18 protein-coding genes and 1 pseudogene are annotated in these 16,694 nt (G+C 46.8%); 5 read left to right on the top strand and 14 right to left on the bottom strand.

Going from position 1 to position 16,694, the window contains the following annotated elements; genetic code table 11:
- The first annotated feature begins 14 nt into the window (after nucleotides 1-14).
- The 4 genes from ACDJ59_RS18500 to ACDJ59_RS18485 all read left to right on the top strand — a co-directional run bounded on the left by ACDJ59_RS18500 (nucleotide 15) and on the right by ACDJ59_RS18485 (nucleotide 4,509).
- Nucleotides 15-1,148 (top strand): sensor histidine kinase, encoded by a 1,134-nt coding sequence (locus ACDJ59_RS18500; RefSeq protein ID WP_413404783.1) that lies wholly within the window; start codon nucleotides 15-17, stop codon nucleotides 1,146-1,148.
- A 98-nt stretch (nucleotides 1,149-1,246) separates the two neighbouring features.
- Complete coding sequence (locus ACDJ59_RS18495) at nucleotides 1,247-1,876, top strand: hypothetical protein (protein ID WP_413404781.1); 630 nt, start codon at nucleotides 1,247-1,249, stop codon at nucleotides 1,874-1,876.
- 116 nt (nucleotides 1,877-1,992) lie between these two features.
- A complete protein-coding gene (locus ACDJ59_RS18490; RefSeq protein ID WP_413404779.1) occupies nucleotides 1,993-3,849 on the top strand; it encodes a transglycosylase domain-containing protein in 1,857 nt (618 codons plus the stop codon).
- A 114-nt stretch (nucleotides 3,850-3,963) separates the two neighbouring features.
- Nucleotides 3,964-4,509, top strand: coding sequence for a DUF2569 domain-containing protein (locus ACDJ59_RS18485; RefSeq protein WP_413404777.1), 546 nt, complete (start codon nucleotides 3,964-3,966; stop codon nucleotides 4,507-4,509).
- Nucleotides 4,510-4,627: 118 nt separating this feature from the next.
- Here the strand turns inward: ACDJ59_RS18485 and ACDJ59_RS18480 are convergent, their stop codons facing one another.
- From ACDJ59_RS18480 to ACDJ59_RS18415, 14 genes and pseudogenes are all read right to left on the bottom strand, one after another.
- Nucleotides 4,628-5,086: a threonine/serine exporter family protein gene (locus tag ACDJ59_RS18480; RefSeq protein ID WP_036610676.1), complete on the bottom strand. Its 459-nt coding sequence runs from the start codon at nucleotides 5,084-5,086 to the stop codon at nucleotides 4,628-4,630.
- Between the two features lie 18 nt (nucleotides 5,087-5,104).
- Nucleotides 5,105-5,866, bottom strand: a complete 762-nt coding sequence (locus ACDJ59_RS18475) for a threonine/serine exporter family protein (RefSeq protein ID WP_100527973.1) — start codon at nucleotides 5,864-5,866, stop codon at nucleotides 5,105-5,107.
- 235 nt (nucleotides 5,867-6,101) lie between these two features.
- Nucleotides 6,102-6,407, bottom strand: a complete 306-nt coding sequence (locus ACDJ59_RS18470) for a hypothetical protein (RefSeq protein WP_047842070.1) — start codon at nucleotides 6,405-6,407, stop codon at nucleotides 6,102-6,104.
- Nucleotides 6,408-6,471: 64 nt separating this feature from the next.
- On the bottom strand, nucleotides 6,472-7,515 hold the full coding sequence (locus tag ACDJ59_RS18465; RefSeq protein WP_413404774.1) for a S66 peptidase family protein: 1,044 nt from the start codon (nucleotides 7,513-7,515) through the stop codon (nucleotides 6,472-6,474).
- A 110-nt stretch (nucleotides 7,516-7,625) separates the two neighbouring features.
- On the bottom strand, nucleotides 7,626-8,942 hold the full coding sequence (locus ACDJ59_RS18460) for a DUF4179 domain-containing protein (protein WP_413404772.1): 1,317 nt from the start codon (nucleotides 8,940-8,942) through the stop codon (nucleotides 7,626-7,628).
- A complete protein-coding gene (locus ACDJ59_RS18455; protein ID WP_413404770.1) occupies nucleotides 8,939-9,454 on the bottom strand; it encodes a sigma-70 family RNA polymerase sigma factor in 516 nt (171 codons plus the stop codon). Before ACDJ59_RS18455 ends, ACDJ59_RS18460 begins: the two co-directional genes overlap by 4 nt.
- Before the next feature lie 400 nt (nucleotides 9,455-9,854).
- Nucleotides 9,855-10,382: an ankyrin repeat domain-containing protein gene (locus ACDJ59_RS18450; RefSeq protein WP_413404768.1), complete on the bottom strand. Its 528-nt coding sequence runs from the start codon at nucleotides 10,380-10,382 to the stop codon at nucleotides 9,855-9,857.
- 69 nt (nucleotides 10,383-10,451) lie between these two features.
- Nucleotides 10,452-11,315, bottom strand: a complete 864-nt coding sequence (locus ACDJ59_RS18445) for a helix-turn-helix transcriptional regulator (protein WP_413404766.1) — start codon at nucleotides 11,313-11,315, stop codon at nucleotides 10,452-10,454.
- Between the two features lie 18 nt (nucleotides 11,316-11,333).
- Complete coding sequence (locus ACDJ59_RS18440) at nucleotides 11,334-11,735, bottom strand: NUDIX domain-containing protein (protein ID WP_413409852.1); 402 nt, start codon at nucleotides 11,733-11,735, stop codon at nucleotides 11,334-11,336.
- 210 nt (nucleotides 11,736-11,945) lie between these two features.
- Nucleotides 11,946-12,434, bottom strand: a pseudogene (locus tag ACDJ59_RS18435) (GNAT family N-acetyltransferase); the annotation flags it as partial.
- A 150-nt stretch (nucleotides 12,435-12,584) separates the two neighbouring features.
- Complete coding sequence (gene flgB, locus ACDJ59_RS18430; protein WP_036610664.1) at nucleotides 12,585-12,995, bottom strand: flagellar basal body rod protein FlgB; 411 nt, start codon at nucleotides 12,993-12,995, stop codon at nucleotides 12,585-12,587.
- A gap of 182 nt (nucleotides 12,996-13,177) precedes the next feature.
- Nucleotides 13,178-13,993, bottom strand: coding sequence for an adenosylmethionine decarboxylase (gene speD, locus ACDJ59_RS18425; protein ID WP_413404764.1), 816 nt, complete (start codon nucleotides 13,991-13,993; stop codon nucleotides 13,178-13,180).
- Between the two features lie 157 nt (nucleotides 13,994-14,150).
- Nucleotides 14,151-14,729, bottom strand: a complete 579-nt coding sequence (locus ACDJ59_RS18420; RefSeq protein ID WP_036669296.1) for a DUF1273 domain-containing protein — start codon at nucleotides 14,727-14,729, stop codon at nucleotides 14,151-14,153.
- A 59-nt stretch (nucleotides 14,730-14,788) separates the two neighbouring features.
- Nucleotides 14,789-15,937: an RluA family pseudouridine synthase gene (locus ACDJ59_RS18415; protein ID WP_413404762.1), complete on the bottom strand. Its 1,149-nt coding sequence runs from the start codon at nucleotides 15,935-15,937 to the stop codon at nucleotides 14,789-14,791.
- 189 nt (nucleotides 15,938-16,126) lie between these two features.
- Between ACDJ59_RS18415 and ACDJ59_RS18410 the strand changes: the two genes are divergently transcribed.
- Entirely contained in the window at nucleotides 16,127-16,534 is a 408-nt protein-coding gene (locus ACDJ59_RS18410; protein WP_413404760.1) for a hypothetical protein, read from the top strand.
- The last annotated feature ends 160 nt before the right edge of the window (nucleotides 16,535-16,694 follow it).

Raw genomic sequence — 16,694 nt, 5'->3', positions numbered from 1 at the left:
AGGGAGTTCCTACTATGAATTCAAAGCTGATTAATACAGTCCGATGGAAATTTATCTATGCATTTTTGCTGAGCGGCATATTAACTGCAGTTATTTTGTACGGGAGCAGTCAGGTGGGGCAGACCATCCTGGAAGCTCAGACGTATCCGGATTATTCCATTCCAGCCCAAGGGATCAGGTGGTTGGTGAATAATATCGGTTCGGTGCCTTTGATGATTGTGGTAGGCGTGCTCGGTTTTGTGCTGTTTTTTTTCCTGATTTCTCGTAAGGTGATGCGGGTTCTGGATGAAATAACGGCAGGAATTCAGGAAGTTGCCAAAGGAGAGTTATCCCATCGCATTGAAGTGAAGACCTCGGATGAATTCGGAGTGGTTGCTGCAAGCATTAATCAGATGGCTGAACAATTGCAATTATCGCTTCAGGAAGAGCGTAATGCAGTTGCTGCCAAAAACGATCTGATTACGGGTATATCACATGATCTGAGAACACCACTCACTTCTATTCTGGGATTTCTGGAGTACATCGAGAAGGATCGCTATCAGGATGAGATTGAGATGCGCTATTACGTTAGCATTGCCTATGAGAAATCCTTGACCCTTCGCAAGTTAATCGATGACTTGTTCGAATATACACGTGTGAGTGGCGGGAGTCTTCCGTTATCTCTGCAAGCTTTGAACCTGAATTCGTTTCTGATGCAGCTGGCTGAAGAGTTTGCTCCCATGCTGGAGGATGCTGGCATGACCTACAAGATCATCGGCGGGCAAGATCCACTATGGATACAGGCTGCTCCGGGGGAGCTTGTACGAGCATATGAGAATCTGTTCAGCAATGCCATTCGGTATGGTTCGCAAGGTAAACGAATGGAGATTGGGCTGGCCCTTGAAGGTGAAGAGGCTGTAGTCCGCATCAGTAATTATGGTGAACCGATTCCGGCACAAGACCTGCCACATCTATTTGATCGATTCTATCGTGTGGATAAATCCCGTTCCCGTGAAACGGGAGGTACGGGTCTCGGCCTGGCAATTGCCAAATCGATGATTGAATTACATCGAGGAAGTATTGTTGCCTATAGTGAAAATGGCAGAACGGATTTTGTTACCCGTTTCCCTGTAACCGCTGCTCCACCAAGTAATTGCTCAGAGGAATAATAATTAAGAATTTGGTAAGAAGTTAACTACTTCCTCATTAAGAAATATTCGGTATTCTACCTCTATTACCATATTATTATATGAGGAGGATACCGAATATGAAGTCTCAATTCAGTACTGTAAGACTAAGATACATATACATTGGAGGAGCAAGCGCGTTACTGAGCGCAGCGCTCCTTTTTGTCGTTTATCACGTGCTACGATTTGCCCGCAATCACGTCCTTCCAGATGCAGCATGGATAACGCGTATGATGAACTGGGGAATCAACCATATCGGAACAAAGCCGCTCTTTATCTTCATTGGAGGGGGCGTGTTTGCGATCTTTTTCTGGATTCGATCCCAGAAGATTGCGGAAGATCTCAGTCAACTTGCACGCGGAACAGCCGAACTTGCATTGGGCCACAATCCTGGAAGAATTGATGTTCTAAGTGGTGGTGAACTACGACAAATTGCTGCCAATCTGAATGTAATTACGATTCTCCTGCATGAGGAAGGGCTGAGCAGATCAGAACGGAAACAGGAGAGAAGAGAGATACAGGGAGCGTCTATTCAGCATGAGCAGCCCGGCCTTCAGCAACATCTGGAGGAAGACAAGGAGAACACTCAGTCTATTTCTATACAGGTTGACTTACCGATAAAACTTACTCTCTACGGTATTCAATCTTCTCTGAATGAGATCATCCAAGGGCGCTGTCAGGACGAGGTGGAAGTTCAGCATTGGGTCTAGTTGGCGTATGAACAGACATTGCTGCTTCAACATGCTCTGGAGATTACACAACGAGATAGACAGGAACACGAAGTTTCAATTGAACGGGTACACAAGGAGCCTAAATGTTGAAGCACATGGGCAAACGATGGATGTATTATGTTTTTGATGCCGCAGTGGTTGTAGTTTTGATGTTGACCCTTTTCTATCTCTATCTAATTACTTATGGCGAAGGAATACTTCGCAATCGTCCAGAGGCCATGCAGGTGGCCTCTTCAACCATTATTACGAATGCAGAGGGGACCGAAATTTCGAGGTTGCATACGCAGACCAAAGGGTATTCCGAATATGCTGACCTGAACGCTATGCCAGATTTATTAAAGATGGCTTTTTTGGCTACAGAAGATCGACGTTTCTACAACCATGATGGACTGGATTTCATCGGACTTAGCAGAGCCATTATGCAAGACATCTTACATATGAATCTGAGTCAGGGAGGAAGCTCCATTACGCAGCAACTGGCAAGAAATCTGTATTTGAATGGGGATAAAACGTTGAGTCGAAAGGTGAATGAGATATCGATTGCGATGGCCCTGGAGAAGAAGTATAGCAAGGATGAAATTCTGGAAATGTATCTGAATCAGATCTACATGGGACGCCAGCAGTATGGTGTAAAAGCGGCAGCCTGGCGGTATTTCGGAATTAAGGATATGCACCAATTGAAACTATGGCAGATTGCTACATTAGCTGGAATGCCCAAAGGTCCATCCATATACAATCCAGTAGATCATCCTGAACTTTCCAAACAAAGACGTGCCGTTATCCTTGGACTAATGCATGAACAGGGACTAATTACACGAAAGCAGATGCTCCAAGCCCGTGACGTCGAGTTCACGCCGCCTGAAACCGTATTGAATGCAACAACTTCACCGGGCTTGAGCGAGCCCGCATATGTGTCTGCCGTGGATGCTGTGATTCAGGAGGCTTCTCGGCTCACAGGTAAAAGTGAAGCAGAGATTCAATCGGCAGGTTGGGTCATTCAAACTGGGCTAGACGAACAGGCACAACTGGCGATGGAAGAAACATTTGCAGACGCTGCCCGATTCCCCGATGATCGCCAAGACGAGCAGGTCCAGGCAAGTATGGTTATTATCGACCAGCACAACGGTGAAGTGAAAGCAATGATGGGTGGACGTAATCCTTTAAAAGGGGGCATCAACCGGGCGATTATGGATGCAAGGCAGCCAGGCTCTTCTTTTAAACCGATTATTGCATATGGCCCTGCGTTGGAGTCGGGGAAGTTCAAGCCAGAGAGCATACTACCGGATAAACGCATGCAATATGGCAGCTATCAACCTTCCAATCTCGGTGGGCGTTACAGTGGTTCAATAGCCATGTCCCAAGCCTTGCAAAGGTCTATCAATGCCCCAGCCGTATGGCTGCTTCATGAGACCGGACTGAACGATGCACATCAATTTGCAGCACGGCTCGGTATTGAACTGGGGAAAGAAGATCTAAACCTCTCAATTGCCTTGGGAGGTGTGCATCAGGGAGTGTCGCCAATGAAGATGGCGCAGGCCTATACGGTGTTTGCGAATCATGGCAAATTGAATACAGCCCATCTGATACGCGAGATTACAGATTCACAAGGACGGACAATATTTGCTCATAAGTCGGAAAATAAGCAGGTAATCTCCTCCAGTACGGCGAATGCCATGACCAGAATGCTGCAAAATGTAGTCAGTCAGGGGACCGGAAGCCGAGCACAACTGGGTCAACACAAGGTAGCAGGGAAAACAGGGACAACACAGGCTGCACTACCTAGTGTGGGGAGAGAGGCCAATCGGGATCTGTGGTTTGTGGGCTATACGAGCAACTGGACTGCAGCGGTCTGGATGGGATTTGATCATACGGATGAAGAACATTATATGTGGTCAGGAAGTGGTGTTGCAGCGGAGTTGTTCGCAACAGTGATGAGACGTGCTACCCAATAGAATGCAAGAGAGAGAGAGACCTTAGTCCAGATGGTTCTTTCCTTTTCTTGGATAACACAGAAAATAGCTTCTAATGTATAATAAGTGTCTTATCTATCGTAAACGGAGGCTGAAATGAACTATAAATATAGGAACTCGGAACTGGATACAAGCTCGCTGCAGCCTAAAAATGGTATCAGACCGGAACGGCCTGGCATCTCCGGATTAGGCGGATGGCTTATTTTAATTCAGATTGGCCTGTGGGTCTCACTGGTGCTTCTGATCGCGGATATGTCGCAGGTAAATGTCATTATGGATCCTGTAAGGTGGGAGGGTGTTCGTGGTGTTGATCCGGAACTTTATACTGAAGGGATACGGCCGCTCCTTTGGTTCGGGGTCATAAGCAGCGTCATGTTACTAATGCTCGTTATCGTGAATCTCGTACTACTGTATAAGAAAAAAAGGAAATTTCCACGCATGATGATCATTCTGTACATTGCGAATGTATTCATTGGAGTCATGACATGGATCATGATCGCACGAATTGAGATTCCGAGAGAGCAACATGTGCTCGATCCAACATCAGCATTTAATTTAACAATCCGATCGCTTCTGACATGTTGTATCTTTATCCCGTATTTCCTAAAGTCGGTCCGTGTGAAGAATACGTTCGTGAAGTAAATAGAATATTGATTGATCTGCTGCTCTATAAAAAGCGATACGTAAGGCCCGTAGGTATACAAGATTTTATCCTGTATGCTAACGGGCCTTACGTGTGCTGAATATGTGAAAAGAACGATTATTTCGATGATGATTTTGCCCGAAGTGAGGCGGGAATTCGGCGTATCATCTGGTTTAATACCTCGGATAACACAAGGCCTACGGCAATAGCGCCGGATAACATGAGTGCCTTGGCGGCCATCTCCATAGCGGCACTGTAGTCATTTTGCACAAAACTTCGCATCGCATTATACGCCAGTCCACCAGGAACGAGAGGAATGATGCCTGCGACGCTGAAGATGATGACGGGTGCGCGAAACATGCGAGAGAATACCTGGCTGATGACACCTACGGCTATGGTCGCTGCAAGTGTAGCAGGAACCGCATCCGCTGCATATTCAAGCACGATATAGATAATCCAGCCGATCATGCCGACAAATCCACCGTGGAGCAGCATGCGCCGTGGTGCGTTGAAGATGATCCCAAACGCGGCTGAAGCGACAAAACTGGTCAAGGCTTGTTCAATAAAATGGAGCATATCCTGCATACCTCCGTCTTACATAAAAAGTGAAAATACAACTGCAATGCCGGTACCTATGGCAAAAGCAGTCAGAAATGCCTCGGCTCCCTTGGATAATCCGGATACGAGATGCCCGGCCATCAGATCGCGTACAGCATTGGTAATCAGCAGCCCCGGAACCAGCGGCATAACCGAACCAATAATGATTTTGTCCCGTTCATGACCTACTCCCATGTAGATGAGGAAAAAAGCGAGTAGGCCAATGACAAAGGATGCCGTAAGCTCGGCAAAGAATTTGACCCGCACCAACCTGTGAAAGGCAATAACGGCTGCATAACCTATGCCCCCGCAGATTAACGCCGGAAGAAAGTCGCTCCAGCCCCCGCCAAACATAATGGTAAAACAACCACTGGATAACGCTGCGGCCGTAAGCTGCACAGCCGTTGAATAGGAGGAGGGCTTTCCTTCGATCTGTATCAACAGATCATGGGCTTCCTGAGCGGATAGCTCACCTTGTCCGATGCGACGGGAGACTGCATTCACCTCTGACACCTTGTCCAGATCCGTCGTACGCTCGGAGATACGAATGAGCTTGGCAGGTTCGGTTGCATCAACAGAGAAGAAGATGCCTGTCGGAACAACGTAACTGTGCGAATGGGGTAAGCCCAGCGCAGCTGCCATACGTTTCATCGTATCTTCCACACGGTAGGTTTCACCACCGCTTTGAAGCATGATTTTGCCTGCGAGCAGACAGATTGCAATCACGCGTGATTGTTCAGTAGGATTGCTGCCAATCATACCCGTCTCGGCTTGTGATACGGGTGATGAATCATGACGTATGTATTCCAACCGGATCAAGCTCCGTTTCATATGAGATATGGGGTGGTGCGACACCATTGTATCATATTTCACACGCTCGCAAGGAATCATACGGCACCATCGCCAAGACGATAAAAAAGCCTCGTTCCCAAGACTTGAAGATCTCAGGAGCGAAGCTTCTTGGTACAGGTTCGGATATAGAAGTACAATACCACTACATCAACAGTGTGATAACCAACAATTCATACAGCACAAGCGGCAAAATCGTTGGTCCAAACAAGGCGCGCGGTTCAGGATATCCATGCATCGGGGTAACCTGGAGATACAAAATTCCCCGGTCTGCACTGATGATGACACCTTCCCACACTTGCCCATCGATATTCTGGACTTGTACCTTCTTGCCTACATGCTGCCGGGCTGTATGATGAAGCATATTCCGCACACTTTGCACGGATTGAAGCATCGGTTGATTGGCTTGATACACGACACGTGTGGATGGCGTGGATGTGGATTCAGACATGATGCACAACCCTTCCTCAAAATAAGTTCTTACTTCAAGGTATGCATCTGCCTATAAAAGGTGATTACACAAACGCCATCTCAAGGCTCCCGCGTCCATTTTCATAGGCTACTTTGCCCAATGCTCCATTCACAAAGGTGAGCTGCGGTGGAACATGGCCGAGATCCACATCGTACAGTACAGGGACATCCAGATCCCCAAGTGCAGAGGATAGAGCATCGGTAAAATTAAAATCCGCTGTATCGGAATAACCCGCAGGTCGGCCGAACATGAAACCTTTTACACCTGCAAACCAGCCAGCCTGTTTCATCTGCCACAGATGACGGTAGATATCCCCCGCATTCATCTCACAGCTTTCCAGATACCAGATCGTTCCTTCGTCTGCACAGTACTGATCCAAATACGATTGGACGGGTGCATACGGCGTACCAATCAGACTGGAGATCGTATCCATACAGCCACCGATCAGCCGACCGGAGAACGACACAGCGGTATCTGCATCTTCCGAGTGGCCGAGCTGTTTCCATTGCGAAGGTGTATCCAGGTTAAATCCAGGAGATTCCGGTTTCCATGCTGATTGATAATGTGTGGAAGACGATTGTGTGATCTGTCCGCCGTATTTGGTCTGTAACACATCAATCCAGCGCGCAGTCACGGGATCGAGGGCGTTTGATCTTAGATCAACATAGTTGGTGCCATGTGCTGATGCTGTTCCGGTGATCAGGGTATAGGCTAAGAGGAACGTACTGATATCCGAATATCCCATGACCCATTTGGGCGGTAATGTTTTCAAAGCTTCCCAATCCAGCAGGGGGAGGATATCCATCAGAAATTCCCCGCCCCATGGAGGGATAATGGCTTGAATATTTGGATTGCGGAAAAATTCATTCATCTCTGCAGCGCGTTCCTCTTTGGAGGCACTCACACATTTGATGTTGTGGCGGAGCGATGGGCTTTCCAGCACGTCAAAACCAAGGCGCTCCATATTGCGTTTGCTCTCCTCAAGATAATGGTGCAGGGATTCGCCAACACCGCTGGAGGGTGCTGCCACACCGAACATGTCCCCTTGCGCGAGTGGTTGCGGATAACGGATAGAACGATTATTCATTGTGGAAACACCCTTTCCTGTGAACATATCGATTTAATGTAGCTGTTTAATATTTTCATTATAGTACATGAATACGTCGTGTGGTTTGCAATTATGGATGTTACATTTTTTTAGGGAGTCACAGGAATTTCAATAGAGAACGGTGCACGAATTTGATCAGGGTAAGAGAATATTTCCATTGTCAGATTTCCTTTGGCTGCGGCTCCATTTTTAATGACAACTCTTGCTTCAAAGACGGAAGGGCTCCAACTTACTTCATTAATGTCGAAAGGGTTTCCTTTACTGTCCTCAATATTGGTAAATGATAGCCCTGAAGTAGCATTTTGAGAATCTGCAATTGAAAACTCGAGGATCAGATTTTTGCCCTGGACCGTGCTTTGCAGCAATTTCAAACTCGATGGACCACCTTGTATTTCACCTGAAGAGGGATCGATGCTGATAACCAGTTCACCCTTATCCACCGCTGAAAGGCCAGACCCTTGCAAAGTCAGTTTTTTTGGAGTGGAGAAGTACATGCTTTCGAAAAAGACAGAACTTCCAGAGCCTCCGATGGAAGATGAATCGGTTCTCCATGCTCGGCCTTGCTCATCTACCAAGTGTAGATCACGAATGCCAAAGATTTTTTTGGTGTTGTTCCGATCATATTCGATATCAAGTACAAGACGAGTGGGATACAGAACGGCCTGTTTCACATGGATAAGCTGTCCGTCCACGTTCATAGTTTGGTTTACCGGAATGATTCTTTTCATGCCTTTTGTTAAACTGTGATCCACGGGGAAGGTGACTTTCCACTTATTATTCGGTTCCTTACCTCGTTCCTTAAATATAACGGTCAGCTCATGTGGCGGTAAAGATTCTATGAATGAGATATCGATTTTATCCTCATAAATTCCACTTTCTGAAGCTGGATTTAGAGAGGAATAGCTAAACGCAACAGGTAACTTTTTACCGTTCTCATCCAGCAAATCAATGTCATAGTTGAATTTTTCGGGATCTTTCATGCCTTTCATCGTGTAAAAAATGACCATACGTGACTCGTCTGTGATAATGCCTTCAACGGTCAAGGAAGTACCATCATGCTCGTCGGTGACACCGACCTTCTGTAAGAGGGACTGATCAATCGCCATCATTAATCCTTTGTCCTGGCGAATCATACTCACAATGCCTTCCATTCCGGGCAATTGCTCCACGAAGGATGCAAAAGCGGGAGAGACACGGATACATCCGGTAAACAGCAGGATGAGGGCCGCTGCCGAGATGGAACTCATATACCAGCGTAGCCTGGACTTTCGCTTTCGGGCAGCCTGGCGGATTCCGGACTGCACAGCCTGATAGGCGGCATCCGGTACAGGCATGGTTTCATATTCCGTCTTGCGCGCATTCAGCCGTTCTTCCAATGTGTCAAATGATTTTTGTTCATCCGTCATGAGGGTACATCTCCTTTCGTTTCAAGTTGATCACGGAGCTGTCCGAGCGCCCGATGTAATCGAGATTTTACGGTTCCGGTCGGGATTTCGAGAATATCGGCAACTTCAGTTAAGGAGAAACCTTCGAAATAACTCAGAATAATAATCTGTTTGCAATCCCGGTCAAGAGTGGATACGGCAGCAGCAAGATCGGGGTCCGCAGGACGATCCCAGCTGCTGGATTCATGAATCTCGGTGACGGGACTGAACCGACTTTTGCGTTTGCGTTCGTCCGCACAGTAGTTGAGCAGAATGCGGATGAGCCAAGTGCCAAAGTAGGAGGGCTCTTTTAATTTTTTGAGTTTATGGAAGGCCCTGAACGTTGATTCCTGAATTGCTTCGAGCGCATCACCTTCGTTATGCAGGTAGGCATAGGCGATACGGTACAGTTGGCTCTGATGTAATTCCATTAAGGCTGCAAAAGCCTCGGCATCCCCTTTTTGTGCGGCGATGGTGAGCTGAATAGGGGTCACATGGCTCCTCCTTTCATGGATATATTGAGTATTAGACCGTGTAAGGCGTCAAACGGTTCTTACTCCCTGGAAAAAATATGATGTATTGCGATTTCTATAGAGGTTGAACGAAGTATTTACATGAGAACGTAGAGGACAGAAATAACCTGAAGAAGCGGAGCGTTCGCCTTTATCGCCAGATTTTCACCTTTGTAAAAGTGAATTAAAAAATCTGGGGATAACAGCGATCGGAAGGTTGTTCTGTCATCGGAGTGGCAAGTGTAAATATTCTTAGCTCAACTTATATAGCCTCTCACCGATAGAGGTATGTAATCGGACAACAAATAACCGTCAGACCTTCTCTTTGTACTCCAAAAAGAGTCTTGACGGTTATTCACGTATTACTCACGTTATCTAATCATTATTGCTGATGCGCTGTAATAGCTGCTCGCAGACATGAAGCTGTAGACGTGTTACCACGTTCTAGTGAAATCTCCAGTGCGGTCTGGCCCGCTGAGTTTAGCACGTTTGGATCAGCTCCATGCTGAAGTAACATCTCAATAAGTTCGATCTGATCCGTATGAAATGCTGCAGAGTGCAAAACATATTGTCCATCACTATCCAGAATACTCGTGGATGCTCCATGCTCGAGCAAAAGGCCGATAACTTCTGGTGAACGTTCTCCCGCAAGCGCGGCATGCAGTGCAGTATTGGATGGAATAAAGGAGATCTTGGAATGAGAAAGGGCGTTAACATCCGCTCCATGCTCCAGAAGAAGACGAACTACTTCTGCTTGTCCATAATGAGAGGCATATCCCAGCGGAGTTAACCCATCCTGATTTTCAGTATTGGTGAGTTCCGGGTGAGAAGCGAGCAATAATTGCAGGTTGGGCACATCTCCAGACTGTGCAGCCTGAAATAGTTGAATAATCTGTTCTGCATGATTCATAAAGGAATACCTCCATCTGATGAGATAATGTAATTATAGATGTTCCTCTTCAGAGGTTCTTCTTCATAATCACCTTTTTGCCCGCAGCTGGGAAGGAGAGCTATGGAAGCGTCTAGTGAATAATGAACTGAACGAACCGAGGCTTTCGAAGCCCACATCATAACAGATAGTGGTGACAGACCTGTCCGAATCTAGCAAAAGCCGCTTCGCAGCCAATAGTCTGCATTCAGTCAGATAACGATGGGGTGAAGTACCAAACAACTTTTTATAACTGCGTAGAAAATGATTCACGGATAGTTGTGCAGCCGATGCTGTCTGTTCTAGCGTTAACGGCTGATCATAGTAGGCGGAGATATACTCATGCCCGATATACACTCTTCGGTACAACTCTTCTCTGGTTGAACGTCTGATCATATCCAGTTCGTGGATCTCTTGCTGAACGTTACGGTGTAGATCCAGCATGTGAACAGCAAGCTGATGAAGCTGCTGCGCTATTGCCCAGAAATCTAGCGTCTCTTGACTGTACAAATTCCGCAAATGATTAAGGGCTGCACCAAGCCGATTATCCATCGCGTATGTACGTTCTACCCACTCCATCTTGCTTGAGGATGAATAACTATACGGCTCATCAAGTAGCTGAAGATCACTGGTAATTAGATTCCGGCCGATCTCTTCCACATAACCGGGAGGGAAGAAGATACAGAAGGATTCAACTGAAGTAGATGAATCAATGTGAAGACTATATTCCTGGCCCTCATTCAGAAGCAGATAGTTCTCATTATTGACTGCGAAGTGACCGCGTCCCGCTTCATAGAGCGTTTTTCCGTTACGGAATGTTTTCAGTGATAGCGAGCCGCTGCCTTTCCAATCGAATTGGGAACTCGATTCATGCAGAATGAAGGGTACAGGTCGAGGAAGAGGAATCTCCAACACTTGCAAGCACCTCCAAGCTTAATTCTGGTTATATAACTTCTTCACAGCTTCCAGCCCAGGCACGGCAAAGCAGGCGAGTGGAGAGGGCAGATCATTCAATGGGAACCAGCCGATCTCACCGATTGCTCCGCCTTCTTCCAGATTACGAGCATGGCCGCCAATCACCTTGGTGAAATAGAGCACGGATATCCAATGTTCCTTCTGTTGTGGCTGAATCGTCTCCGCCGTGCAGAGCAGACTGTCGATGGCGATATCCAGATTCACTTCCTCCTTGATTTCACGGATGACGGCACTTTCCAGTGATTCATAGGGATCTACTTTCCCGCCAGGAATACTCCAAGTGTGCTGCTCGGGCTGACGATTCCGCCAAGCTAGAAGCACTTCGCCCCGTTCATTCAGGATGACTGCACCTACGCCGATGCGAGGTGAAATTTCAGATTCACCTTTTGGAACAGAACTTAATTCCGACAGGGACAGCGCAGCTTGTTCGTTCCCATTACGTTGTGAAAAACCACCCGCATCCATTTCCCCAGATTGAGGAGTGTGAGTAGACCGGAATGATAAGGGAAGCCCAGACTGTGCCGACCATTCTTCCGCAAGAATACTCATCGAGATCAGGTCATAATGCATGCCATCCCGCAAAACTGCAGAACGCTGGCGACCCTCTTCCCGGAATCCGGCTTTCAGGTAAGCACGTCTTGCGGCTTCATTGTATTCAATGACTTCCAGCGCAATCCGGTTCAGGTTCAATTCGTGGAATCCATATCGAAGAATTAGAGCAAGGGCATCACTGCCGTATCCTTTACCCCGATCATTTTCTTCGCCGATACCAATGGCAAGACGAGCGGAGCGATTGTTCCATTCAATCCGGTAGAGGGCTGTGAATCCAATGAATCGGTTTCCCTCCAATGTACGTAATGCAAATTCAAATCCGTTGTCTCGGCGGACAGAGGAGGACCCTGTCTCATCCGGCGTTAACGGGATCGCGATATCGGTATCCATGTTGCGTAAATATTCATAATCGTCTGTGAAGCGGGAGAGACGCATGCAATCTTCCGGGCATGGGGCCGCTAATCTGACTTTGGAACCTAGAAAACCATTTAAATGACGTGGAGCCATGTTGCACCTCTTTTATACGATATGAAATCATTCGTTTCTTCCCATTATACTACGAACAGGAGAGGATACCGAAAAATGGCACCAAACGAGCTACACTCAGGGAAAAAGAACATAAAAAAAAGCAGCCATTTGGGGCTGCTTGTACATTCATTATTTCAGATCATTCAATAGATTCTTCATTTTTTTGTAATGTCCACTGACCCGATCAACCATGTAGTTATACATGAGCTGATTCTCCGAAAGATTCGCCATTTCCTTGTCAATGTCAACGTTATTGTTGTTATTGTTCATGGCTGTTTCGTTGTTCTCGACAATTCGGTACTGTACGATGGAAGAATTAGGATCACTGATAGGAAAGTGTTTGTCATGAGTCCGCTTCATGGCGAGCTGATCTGTTTTGCCATTTTCAACGATACGTCTCAGCTCTTCCTGAAACTCTACCGTTTTCTTTTTGTAGTTGGGCGTGTCTGCATTGGCTATGTTGTTGGTAATGGCATTGTGCTGTGCAGTAAGCGCTTGTAACAGTGATTCGTTACGTCTTGTCGTATTCGTTTCGATCACGGGCTCAGTCTCCTTCACTGTAGATTGTACAGTTACTTCTATAATAAGAAATAAAGTTGCACACTGTCAACATAACAAAGAAAAAGACAAGCACATGCCGGAGGTCTTCTGAATAGAAGAACCCTGCCTGCATGAAATCTTGTCTTAGACCTTGCCTTTATGGATCAGCGTTGAACAGCCTCTTAAGAGGGACGATTGATGTTTTTGCCGTAATAGATCTCGTCCATCTCCAGCTTCAGCCATTCTGTAATCTCCTGTTGTTCCTTATTGCTCAGCTTATCCTTGGTGTACCCAAACAGATAATTGTCGAGATCAAATTCCCTCAGTTTACACTTGGTGTGAAAAATATTCTCCTGATAGACGTTCACGTCAATCATGTCAAAGCTGCTCTTGATCTCATCCGGAATATAATTCTGAATCGAGCCGATCTCATGGTCAATGAACAGCTTGCGTCCGCTCGTATCCCGCGTAAAACCACGCACCCTGTAATCCATCGTCATAATGTCCGTATCAAATGAGTGGATCAGATAATTCAGTGCCTTAAGCGGTGAGATCTCACCACAGGTGGAGACATCAATATCCGCACGGAAGGTACTGATACCTTCACTAGGATGAAATTCAGGGTAGGTGTGCACAGTGATATGGCTTTTATCCAGCTGCATGACAACGTTATCGGGCAGAGGGCCGGGAGATTCATCGAGTGATTCTTCGGGGATCTCCACGATTGGACCTTCCGAGACAAGCATCGTAACACTCGCACCTTGAGGCACGTAATCCTGCTGAGCGACATTCAGCACGTGGGCTCCGATGATATCGGAGACGTTGTTCAGAATTTTACTCAACCGGGCGGCGTTATACTGTTCATCAATATATTCAATGTAAGCTTCACGTTCGTCTTTGGTTTTGGTATAACAGATATCGTACATATTAAAGCTGAGTGACTTGGTCAGGTTGTTAAATCCATGCAGTTGAATGCGCTGCTCTGGCGTAATTGTCATGGTTGCAGTTCCCCTTATCCCATACGACATATCATCGCAGTTATAATACTACTTATACCCAACCTGCCTCGAAAAAAAACATATGTACGGCATTCAAAATACGATTCCCCTCTGATGAAAGCTATGCATGAATGGACTTCAGATGATCTACATTTTTTCAGAATGAAGAATCGTCAAAGTCTATAACATCGTTCATGCGCTCATCCTCAGCTACAGATTGAATATCCTCTGAAGTGACACTGATGATTGTATAGTCCTCGTTCTGCTGTTTCTTCACGGCTTTTTCCTTCACAAAACGGGGACTGCCTTCACCGGCATCTTCGTCATAGACGAGCAGAAGACCGTCGCTTTTACGCAGCAACAGGTCATCCCGTGCAGTGAACTGCCACGGCCCGATATAAGGTTGATTGCTAATCGCACCGTAATAGTCCACACCCGAGAGGATGGAACGGTAATACTCCTGTTTGTCTTCTTTCCATTGCTCCTCCGGGTTCTGAAAGGCAGTGATGATCGACAGTTTCAGATGTGGATACGTCTTCTTCAGATCAATGACCACTTCGCAGGCCCACAGGTCCACACCGTACTGTCCCGGCGTCAGCACCCATTCCAGACCATCCTCGACAAGGGGAGTGAGTCGGGAAGAGATGGCTTTTTTGATAAAAGGAATACCTTCATGTTTCTGTCCAAAAATCTGCAATTCATGTGCGCGGTAACCGGTGATCAACAGGTTTTTCAGTGTCCATTCCTCCTTTCAGGCATGATCAATCGATCAGTCGATTCTATATAACGATTCAGTTATTTCGCAGGTGGAGTTTCTGCACGGAACGGATACAGGAATGGCTTCGGAATATCCGTTTCGAATGACATTAACTCATCCGTGGTGGGATGGATAAACGAGAGTATACGTGCATGAAGTCCGAGACGGCCAAGGTCTCTTGTGCGTGCGCCGTATTTTCTGTCACCGGCAATCGGATGTCCGAGATCTTCCATATGCACACGAATTTGATTTTTGCGACCTGTCTCCAGACGCACTTCCAGCAGAGAGAACTCACGGTTCGACTTCAGACGTTTGTAATGTGTAATGGCGTGTTGTCCATCATTCGGACGAGAGCTGGAGTACATTTTCAGCGTTTTGGTTTCCTTCAACCACGAAGAGATTGTGCCTTCTTCTTTGGCTACTGAACCTTCAACAAGGGCAACGTAGACGCGGTCCTGCACATTTTCTTTCCAGTTGTTTTGCAGCTTCTGTTGTACCTCTTCACTTTTGGCAAACATCATCACACCCGATGTATCCCGATCCAGACGATGGACAACAAAAATCCGATTGAGCGGATTGGTGCGGCGCACATGCTCTGTGAGTTGGCGATAAGCCGTCAGGTCATCTGTCTTGTCAGCGGCAATGGACAATAGTCCGGCTTCCTTGCGGATCACAATGATGTCATCGTCTTCATGCAAAATGTTAATGCCTGTTAAGGATGGAGCAGCGACTGCACCTTCTTTTCGAATGTAGACAATCTGACCTGGCGTCAGCGCTTCATTAAACTTGGTAACGACCTTCTGATCCACGGATACCTGTCCACGACCCAGAATGGACTTCACTGCGTTCCGTCCTGATTTCAAATGCTGCAACAGGAAGTTCAACAGTTCGTCGGGTTCGGTCACTTTGTACTGGCGTGGTGGTTCCTGTTTGCGATAGTAGGAATTGCCCGGGCGTTTGGATGCACTGGCATTTTTGGATTTGTTACCTCCAGCTTTCGTCGGTGCGGCCGATGATTTGGCAGCTAGTGGTTTTTTATTCTCCTCCGTATTGCGTGATGCGGAAGCACCTGATGATTTTGCAGATGAGAAGTTAGGCTTGCCGGAACGTGCTGTGGATGAACCAGCATATGATTTTCCCTTGGCCGAGGCCGCTGTTTTGCCTGTTGGACGTTTGCGTTTATTCATGAATAGTAATCTCCTTCTGAACAGCCTGTACCGCTTGTGTGCATACGATCCGTTCATTTCGTTATGCAGTTCAATATACCACTAACAGTCGACAAATAAAAATAGGTTCATGGAATCTGCTATACATCCAATCCGAAGAGTTGTGAGATTCATAGGATATGTTATCCCATAGCATTGGAGGTGTTACTCATGGGCGTGTTTCTCGATATGAGAACTTCGATGAATTCGGGAACCGTAGGACAGCCCGGAATATCTCTAGGTCCATCTCCGGAAGCATTCGGCACGATTGGTCTTCAGACCCAGGGCGTGGCGAATCCCATTATTACGTTGAACGGGACAGTAGGCGTTACGGGAGAACTGGGAGATACCTTTGTTGTGGAGCTGGTACGGGGATTCCTATATGATCCCTTCTATATCATCTACCGTGCTGAAGGGACGGTTGGACAGAACGGCGGTGCCGAATTTCATTCGTTCACAGCTCAGGATCTGTCTGCACCACCAGCACTGGAAAGTGTGTATACTTCGTTCATCTCGGGGGTGTCTACAGCAGTAAGAACCGGGCCGGAGATGTTATACGGTATTGCAGCTACCAGCTAGTTATGAAGAACGTAGATGTGAATAAGCAGAGTGCTTCATCATCGCTTCTGTTGACGGCAGAGTTCGCTTCATACCCCAGAAATGCAAGACAATGCAGCGATAGATTTCGACTAGCGCTCAGCAAGAAACCCCCGGCTTAAGAAGTCGGGGGTTTTTGCCG

Source organism: Paenibacillus amylolyticus (assembly GCF_047302515.1).
Classification (GTDB): domain Bacteria; phylum Bacillota; class Bacilli; order Paenibacillales; family Paenibacillaceae; genus Paenibacillus; species Paenibacillus amylolyticus_G.
Note: the sequence above shows the minus strand (reverse complement) of the source record. Positions and strands in the feature narration are given on the sequence as shown.

Coding starts and splice junctions, on each gene's coding strand:
- ACDJ59_RS18500 (WP_413404783.1), top strand. CDS start 15: ATGAATTCAAAGCTGATTAATACAGTCCGATGGAAATTTATCTATGCA.
- ACDJ59_RS18495 (WP_413404781.1), top strand. CDS start 1,247: ATGAAGTCTCAATTCAGTACTGTAAGACTAAGATACATATACATTGGA.
- ACDJ59_RS18490 (WP_413404779.1), top strand. CDS start 1,993: ATGGGCAAACGATGGATGTATTATGTTTTTGATGCCGCAGTGGTTGTA.
- ACDJ59_RS18485 (WP_413404777.1), top strand. CDS start 3,964: ATGAACTATAAATATAGGAACTCGGAACTGGATACAAGCTCGCTGCAG.
- ACDJ59_RS18480 (WP_036610676.1), bottom strand. CDS start 5,086: ATGCTCCATTTTATTGAACAAGCCTTGACCAGTTTTGTCGCTTCAGCC.
- ACDJ59_RS18475 (WP_100527973.1), bottom strand. CDS start 5,866: ATGATTGGCAGCAATCCTACTGAACAATCACGCGTGATTGCAATCTGT.
- ACDJ59_RS18470 (WP_047842070.1), bottom strand. CDS start 6,407: ATGTCTGAATCCACATCCACGCCATCCACACGTGTCGTGTATCAAGCC.
- ACDJ59_RS18465 (WP_413404774.1), bottom strand. CDS start 7,515: ATGAATAATCGTTCTATCCGTTATCCGCAACCACTCGCGCAAGGGGAC.
- ACDJ59_RS18460 (WP_413404772.1), bottom strand. CDS start 8,942: ATGACGGATGAACAAAAATCATTTGACACATTGGAAGAACGGCTGAAT.
- ACDJ59_RS18450 (WP_413404768.1), bottom strand. CDS start 10,382: ATGAATCATGCAGAACAGATTATTCAACTATTTCAGGCTGCACAGTCT.
- speD (WP_413404764.1), bottom strand. CDS start 13,993: ATGACAATTACGCCAGAGCAGCGCATTCAACTGCATGGATTTAACAAC.
- ACDJ59_RS18415 (WP_413404762.1), bottom strand. CDS start 15,937: ATGAATAAACGCAAACGTCCAACAGGCAAAACAGCGGCCTCGGCCAAG.
- ACDJ59_RS18410 (WP_413404760.1), top strand. CDS start 16,127: ATGGGCGTGTTTCTCGATATGAGAACTTCGATGAATTCGGGAACCGTA.